Source organism: Aurantibacter sp. (genome assembly GCF_042094015.1).
Lineage (GTDB): Bacteria > Bacteroidota > Bacteroidia > Flavobacteriales > Flavobacteriaceae > Aurantibacter.
In genome coordinates this window covers 1-7,114 of the sequence record NZ_JBELDZ010000102.1, presented here as the reverse complement: position 1 = coordinate 7,114, position 7,114 = coordinate 1, and the positions used below count along the sequence as shown (strand labels likewise).

The window sequence follows — 7,114 nt, the reverse complement described above, 5'->3', positions numbered from 1 at the left end:
ACAGTATAGATGTAATTGGAGCAAGAGAAAACAACTTAAAAAACATTGATGTTTAGTTTCCGTTAGAAATGTTAACTGTAATTACTGGTGTTTCAGGTAGTGGAAAAAGTACGTTAGTTAAAAAAATATTATATCCAGCAATTCAGAAAAAACTAACAGGGTTTGGAGACAAACCAGGACAATTCACAGAATTAAAAGGGAATTTTGCTAATATTCAGAATATAGAATTTGTAGATCAGAATCCTATAGGAAGATCTTCTAGGTCAAATCCTGTTACCTATGTAAAAGCTTACGATGATATTAGAGCTCTATATGCTAAGCAAGCTTTAAGTGGTATTAGAAATTACCAAGCCAAACATTTTAGTTTTAATGTAGATGGCGGAAGATGTGAAACCTGCAAAGGTGAAGGCGAAGTTACTATCGAAATGCAGTTTATGGCAGATGTCCATTTAGAATGCGAAACCTGTAAAGGAAAACGCTTTAAAAAAGAAGTGCTTGAAGTTAATTTTGCCGATAAAAATATTGATGATATTTTAAATCTAACTATAGACGATGCCATTGATTTCTTTAGAGTTAATAACGCAACTAAAATAAAAAACAAACTACAACCATTACAAGATGTAGGTTTAGGCTACGTAACTCTAGGGCAAAGTTCCTCTACACTTTCTGGTGGAGAAGCGCAACGCATAAAATTAGCAACATTTCTAGGGAAAGGGAACAAAAAAGATAACACCCTATTTATTTTTGATGAACCAACAACTGGACTTCATTTTCATGATATTCAAAAATTATTAAAATCTTTTAATGCTTTATTAGAAAATGGACATTCTATAATTGTTGTAGAACATAATTTAGAACTAATTAAATGTGCAGATTATATTATAGATTTAGGTCCTGAAGGCGGAAAATACGGCGGTAATTTAGCTGGAAATGGAACTCCAGAAGAATTAGTATTGACAAAAACTTCTATTACTGGTAAATATTTAAAAGACAAACTCTAAGCAGGTAATTTCTTTAAAAAAGCTTTAGCTACAAATCTATAATAAATGTTTTTCTTTCTAAGATCAACTCCTTTCTGACGCCTATATTTAATTTTTTGTGTTGTTATATAAAATGAGTAAACAATAAATAGTAATATAACAGCAAGGATAGCAAGTAAAATATTCATTAATTATAATATAAACTTAGTTTTAGGTCTTTAACAGAGTTAAAAAATAATAGATTAAAAACTAAAAAACAAGATAAAGTACTTAAAACACTATTTAAGTCTAAGTTAAATTTGAACTTTTCTGTTAATAAAACATAAAAGAGATAACTAAAGTTACTGCTATAGCTAATGGTATAATAAAGAGCCAATAAGATAATAATAAAGCTATAGTTTTAAAAAATGTTCCAATCCATTTTTTATTATAGTAGTTTTTTATAGCAATTATTAAATAGGTTACTAAGCAAATAAAAAGAATCACATTATAAATACCTAAGTCAACAATATAAGAAATAACAAGGTTTATTGAGAACAAAAAAAAGGCGAATGAAAAGTAATAAAAACTAAAGACTAAATGATTTACAAAAACTTTACTGCTATAATAAAACAGTCTTAAAAGTAACGCAAAAATTGGTAACAAGAAAAATAACGCAATTGGTACACTACCAATAAAATGCTTGTAAAGACTACCTAGATTATGTTTTTTATAAAGTTTAAAAAATTGTTTATAAAGTTTCCTTTTAAAATAACTTGCATCTTCATTCATCCCCATTTCTTTATAAATAGATTTTTCTGGCGCATTCAAAGCTATTAAAGAGTCAAGAGCTTGTTTATTTTTAAAGAAATTAATTCCGTCAGTATTTATTTTTAAAATATCATCATTATCATTTATACTATTAGACAAGTTACTTTGGTTTAAAACATTCTGTTTATTGTCTTCGCTAATATTATGAATTTTAACAGAATCATTAACAATACTTTTAACTTTTAACTCGTCTTCTCTTTTTGAAGCTGTTTTAAAAGCTTTATTTATAGTTGCGTCCATCTCATCTGCATCCACACTAGCTAGAAAAGAAAATATAAAGAAAAATAAAATAGTACTAAATAGGTACAATTGTGCAGGATGCAAATACGTTAAACGTTTACCTTTCACAAATTGTTTTGGCAAAAAACCTGGTTTAAAAAGTAAAGGAATAATGCTTTTAAAAAAGCGTGCATCAAAAGCAAAATAATTCTGTATTGTGTTATTAAATAAAGACTTAACAGATAATTTATCAACTTGTTTTAAACCACAATTAGGACAATATTTATATGCTACTCCAAAAGGATGATTACAGTTTTTACAAGAATGATAAGCCATTAATATTGTAGTTTAATTAGTAATGTAAAAGTAACTTTTTTATATAAACTTTACTTCTATTTTATTTTTTTGGCACACAAATTGAAAATACAACTATAATAGCGAAAGCCGAAACGCTTAAAAGTAGGCAAAATCTAAAACCCTTTTACTATGAAAACAATAGTACTATTATTTACAGGTTTGTTATTTGGAATAGCGCCTGTAGCAGCAGAACATAAATCTGCATCGCAAGGTGAAGATTTAAGAATGAATTTTTATTACAATCAACCAATTACGTTTATAGAACGTGGAGTAGAATTTTTAATTTTTCCAGATGGTAGTTTCGATTTTAATACAGAATTAAATACAACTCAAGGAAATGTTTATTATAGAAAAACAGCTACCACAAACAAACGTAGAGCAATAAATACTACATATGGTGCGCCAGGAACTTATTACACGCCAAGACCAAGAGGTGTAATTATTACACACGATAGAGATGGAAAAGTAAGACGAATTGGTAATGTATTTTTAAACTATAATCGATATGGACAAATAAAACGTATTGGTTCTGTTTATATTAATTACAATAGATCTGGTTATTTGACACGAGTTGGCGGATTACATATCTATTACAGGAATCATAGAGTTGTTAGAATTACTGGTCATGTAAATAGATATAACCGCAATAATTTTATTGGGAATTATAATGTGTCACAGCATCAAAATAATGCAGATAATGACTATTATTACTACAAAAAAAATGGTAAGGATAAGAAAATTAAAAAATTGAAACGTTCTTAATTGTAAGCCTTATATAAATTAACTTAAAATCCAGGATTTAATTATTCTGGATTTTTTTTATAAATGTAAATATATACGGTTAGACTGTTAAATTTCTTAATACAAGTATAATTAGTAGTTAACAACTTATAGTCTTCATCTTTCAAATTAAAAACATTAGAAAAAAATACATATTCATTTTTATTTTCAAAAGACGTAAACAAATCTTTATTCGAGTTTAAATCAAGAAAATCGAAACTCATATTATTAGGAAAAAAAGTACTAACTTCTTCTACTCTAATGTTTTCATCTTTTAAAAATTGAATGCTTTCCTTTCGTAAATTATAATAAGGTAAATGTGCTAGAGTACTATCCCAACCTTTAGAAATATGTTGTGGATAAACCCATAAATTTCCTGTTAACATAACAACTAACCAGGTTATCGTTGCTACTCTTTTAAATGAAGTTGAAGTTAATTTCGAGAACAATAACTTTGCTACAAAAATAGAAAATATTAGATAACCTGGCAATAAGTATCTATGTTGTAGTAAACCTTTTGCCCAAATTATATTTAATATCAAAACCAAAGCTATAATCGCAAACGATATTGTTAAAAACTTAACCTTCTTAGAAACAAATAATTGCTTTTTATATCTCAATAACAAAAGAATAAAAATCAGCCAAACAACTACTTTTCCGGAATCTAAAAAGCGCCAGCCAACAATTCCTAAATTATATAAAACACCTTTAAAGTCAACAGCTTCAAAACTATTTTTCCACGGTGAATTACTATGAAAACCAATCCAACCAACTTGATTAAAGTGATAAATACTAAAAACTATAAATATTAATAGCGCAGGTAAATAAATAACACTTCGGCTTAAAAGACTCTTAAACACGCTTTTAAATGATAAATTACATTGAATATTTACATAAATATCTATAAAAAGTAAAGACAAAGCAACCATCATTCCTCGCATACTTATCAAGAAAAGTCCTATAATAGCACTACACAAAACTAGTTTAGTGTTCTTTAAAATTGCATTAATAGCCATTAGAAATAAGAAAACTAAAACTACATCTGGAGAAACTAATGTGATTTGAGATAACAGGCAAGCTTCTAAAAAAACCATTAATAATACAATGCCTTGATACTTCTGTTCAAAAAAATGAGTCACTAATTTATTCAACTGATAAACAATCCCAATTACAAAAGGAAACAATGCTAAATGACTAACCAATAACGTTCTTCCAAATAGTTTCCAAATTACAGCTAAATAATAACCAAACGCAGGAATATGACCGCTATCCATATTATTTGGTAGTAAAAAAGAACTAAAATTAATATTATAAAAATAGGTGGCGTGTCTTGAGCCTAATTGAACTGTGTCCCAAAAAAAAGCATTATTTACAGACAACAAAACCAAACAAATGGCTATGGAATAAGTAAATATTAAAGCTGATTTCTGATTTAAAAACATATTATTTTTTAAATAAATAAGATGAAATCCCTAAGGTCTTATTACCAAAATATTGAAAAGACGTTTTTAAAACGCCTAACCCATAAGTTACACTTCTTCCAAAGTTTATTGAAGATGCTTCTTCAAAATATTTAGTTGGACATGTAATTTCTGCAATTTCATAACCTTCAAAACACAACTGTGCTAACATTTGATTATCGAACACAAAATCGTTCGAATTGATTTCAAAATTAATATTTTCTAATGCTTTTTTAGAAAAAGCTCTGTAACCAGTATGATACTCAGAAAGTTTTTGATTCATTAAAATATTTTGCAAAAGCGTTAAAATTCTATTTGCTACATATTTATAAAGTGGCATTCCACCTTTTAAAGCACCTTTTCCAAGAATTCGCGATCCTAAAACCACATCATACACATCATTAGCTATTAAATAACTCATAGAATGCAATAATTTTGGCGTGTATTGGTAATCTGGATGTAACATAATAACAATATCAGCTTCAAGATCTAATGCTTTATTATAACAAGATTTTTGATTTCCTCCATAACCTTTGTTTTTAGTATGCCTAATAATGTGCTTTATTCCTAGTTCTTTACCTAAAAAACTTGTTTTATCTGTGCTTAAATCATCTACCAAAACCACATCATCTACAATATCAAAAGGAATTTCATTATAGGTTTTTTCTAATGTTTTTTCAGCATTATAAGCCGGAAGAACAACAATTATTTTTTTTCCATCAATCATTAATAGTAGAAATAAATATTCTTTGTGCGAATATAAGAGATTTTTAACTTTTATAGTATTTACAACACTTTAAGCATCTAAAATATTTTTGGCACGAAGATTGAAATACTTAATATGTTGAACTAATACATTAAATTATGAAAAAGCTTATTTACTTATTTACAGGATTACTACTAGGTTTAATAACTGTTAATGCAAGCACTACTGAAACTACAAAACTAAATTATATTAATACATCTTATAATTCTGGTTATGGAAATTCTTTCATTTTTAATGAACAAGGTATTGAGTTTTCAGTTTTTAGAGATGGACAATTTGATTTCTATATGCAAAATCGTGGACCTCAAGTTTCTGTTAGTATTGGAAACCATAGTTCTGGAATTAGCTTTAATTCTGGATATAACTACAACCCATATTTACAATATGATGAGTTTGGTGCTATAATTCAAATAGAAAATGTACCAGTCTTTTACGACTATTACGGACGAGTAAGTCAAGTTGGAAATGTGTTTATTAACTATAACAATAGAGGTTATATAAATAATATTGGTGGATTATATGTTCATTATAACAGATATAATAGATTTTCTCATTGTACAGGATTTATAAATATATATAATAGAGGTTATATTTTTAGACCTTGGCATAATTACTATAGAATACCTTCTTTTAAACATTGTGTATTTTATAATAGACCTTATAGAAGATTTTATACACCAATACGATACATATACAACAGACCTTTTATTAACAATTATAGAAGAACAACTGCAATTGCTAGCAGAAGAGGACAAACAATTTCTAGAAATAGAACATTAGCTACTCGTAGCGAAGGTATGACTAGAGCAAATCATAGTACCAGACCTAGAACAAATACGGCAATTACAACCACACCAAGACCAAGCAATAATTCAACTATAACAAGACCAACTAGATCAACAACGCATCAAAATACGCCTAGACCTAGCCGTCCAGTGGCAACACAAAGTACAACGCGTCCAAGAACAATAAGTACAACTAGACCAAGTAGAAATATTACCTCTACTACTTCTACACCAAGACCAAGTCGTTCTGTAACTAATACAAAATCAAGAACGTCTGGTATTAAAAGTATACCAAGATCTAGTAGAAACAATGTTAGTAGCTCATCAAGAGTTTCAAGCACAAATTCAAGAAGTACATCTTCAAGAACAAGAAGTTCTAGATCAACAAGAAGATAAAATATTAGTTAGTTTAGTTAATTAACCTTCAAGTAAATAATTATTTATTTGAAGGTTTTTTTATTAATAAGATTCAAAGTAGAATCAATCATACCATTAATGTCTTCAGAAAGTTTCATTTTATAAATAGATACTAAAAAAATAAGGCTGCACAAACCAGATTTAATAATAATACTTAATACTGGAAACTCTAAAATATCCCAAAAATAGAAACTTAAAAAACAAGCTGTCATAATCAAAAAAGCTTGAATAGATTTAATACTAAAAGGCGATAACTTAAACTTAATTTTTACGAAAACTAATTTTATTGTATTATAAATAAATATTGTAATACAGCTAGCTAGAGCTGCTCCATTCAAACCAAGAATAGGAATTAATATAATATTAGAAACAACTGTAATTATAGCCGCTAGCACACCAAAAACAAGTACCATTCTATAATAATTACTATAAAACAAAATAGAATTATTATTTCCTAAAACACTATTAAAAAGCTTTGCAATTCCAATAATAAAAACAACAAAAAGACCTTCGGAATAATTATTAGGCAACAGTAAATAA

The 7,114-nt window shown here is 27.6% G+C and carries 6 protein-coding genes and 1 pseudogene; 3 read left to right on the top strand and 4 right to left on the bottom strand.

The features are described 5' to 3' along the window. Positions 1-1,001 (top strand): annotated as a pseudogene (locus ACFDSN_RS11425) (excinuclease ABC subunit A); the annotation flags it as partial. Between the two features lie 291 nt (positions 1,002-1,292). On the opposite strand, the gene ACFDSN_RS11420 reads toward ACFDSN_RS11425, so the two are convergent. Next, positions 1,293-2,345: a DUF3667 domain-containing protein gene (locus ACFDSN_RS11420; protein WP_375239986.1), complete on the bottom strand. Its 1,053-nt coding sequence runs from the start codon at positions 2,343-2,345 to the stop codon at positions 1,293-1,295. A gap of 150 nt (positions 2,346-2,495) precedes the next feature. Between ACFDSN_RS11420 and ACFDSN_RS11415 the strand changes: the two genes are divergently transcribed. After that, the gene (locus ACFDSN_RS11415) at positions 2,496-3,128 is read left to right on the top strand and encodes a hypothetical protein (protein ID WP_375239985.1); all 633 of its coding nucleotides are present in this window, start codon (positions 2,496-2,498) and stop codon (positions 3,126-3,128) included. Between the two features lie 41 nt (positions 3,129-3,169). Here the strand turns inward: ACFDSN_RS11415 and ACFDSN_RS11410 are convergent, their stop codons facing one another. Both ACFDSN_RS11410 and ACFDSN_RS11405 read right to left on the bottom strand, forming a co-directional pair. After that, entirely contained in the window at positions 3,170-4,588 is a 1,419-nt protein-coding gene (locus tag ACFDSN_RS11410) for a hypothetical protein (RefSeq protein WP_375239984.1), read from the bottom strand. 1 nt (position 4,589) lies between these two features. Further along, a complete protein-coding gene (locus tag ACFDSN_RS11405) occupies positions 4,590-5,333 on the bottom strand; it encodes a glycosyltransferase family 2 protein (RefSeq protein ID WP_375239983.1) in 744 nt (247 codons plus the stop codon). A 137-nt stretch (positions 5,334-5,470) separates the two neighbouring features. On the opposite strand from ACFDSN_RS11405, the gene ACFDSN_RS11400 reads away from it, so the two are divergent. Further along, positions 5,471-6,553 (top strand): hypothetical protein, encoded by a 1,083-nt coding sequence (locus ACFDSN_RS11400; protein ID WP_375239982.1) that lies wholly within the window; start codon positions 5,471-5,473, stop codon positions 6,551-6,553. Between the two features lie 44 nt (positions 6,554-6,597). Here the strand turns inward: ACFDSN_RS11400 and ACFDSN_RS11395 are convergent. Further along, positions 6,598-7,114 (bottom strand): lipopolysaccharide biosynthesis protein (locus ACFDSN_RS11395; protein WP_375239981.1); only part of this gene is annotated, 517 nt, incomplete at its 5' end.

Coding starts and splice junctions, on each gene's coding strand:
- ACFDSN_RS11420 (WP_375239986.1), bottom strand. CDS start 2,345: ATGGCTTATCATTCTTGTAAAAACTGTAATCATCCTTTTGGAGTAGCA.
- ACFDSN_RS11415 (WP_375239985.1), top strand. CDS start 2,496: ATGAAAACAATAGTACTATTATTTACAGGTTTGTTATTTGGAATAGCG.
- ACFDSN_RS11410 (WP_375239984.1), bottom strand. CDS start 4,588: ATGTTTTTAAATCAGAAATCAGCTTTAATATTTACTTATTCCATAGCC.
- ACFDSN_RS11405 (WP_375239983.1), bottom strand. CDS start 5,333: ATGATTGATGGAAAAAAAATAATTGTTGTTCTTCCGGCTTATAATGCT.
- ACFDSN_RS11400 (WP_375239982.1), top strand. CDS start 5,471: ATGAAAAAGCTTATTTACTTATTTACAGGATTACTACTAGGTTTAATA.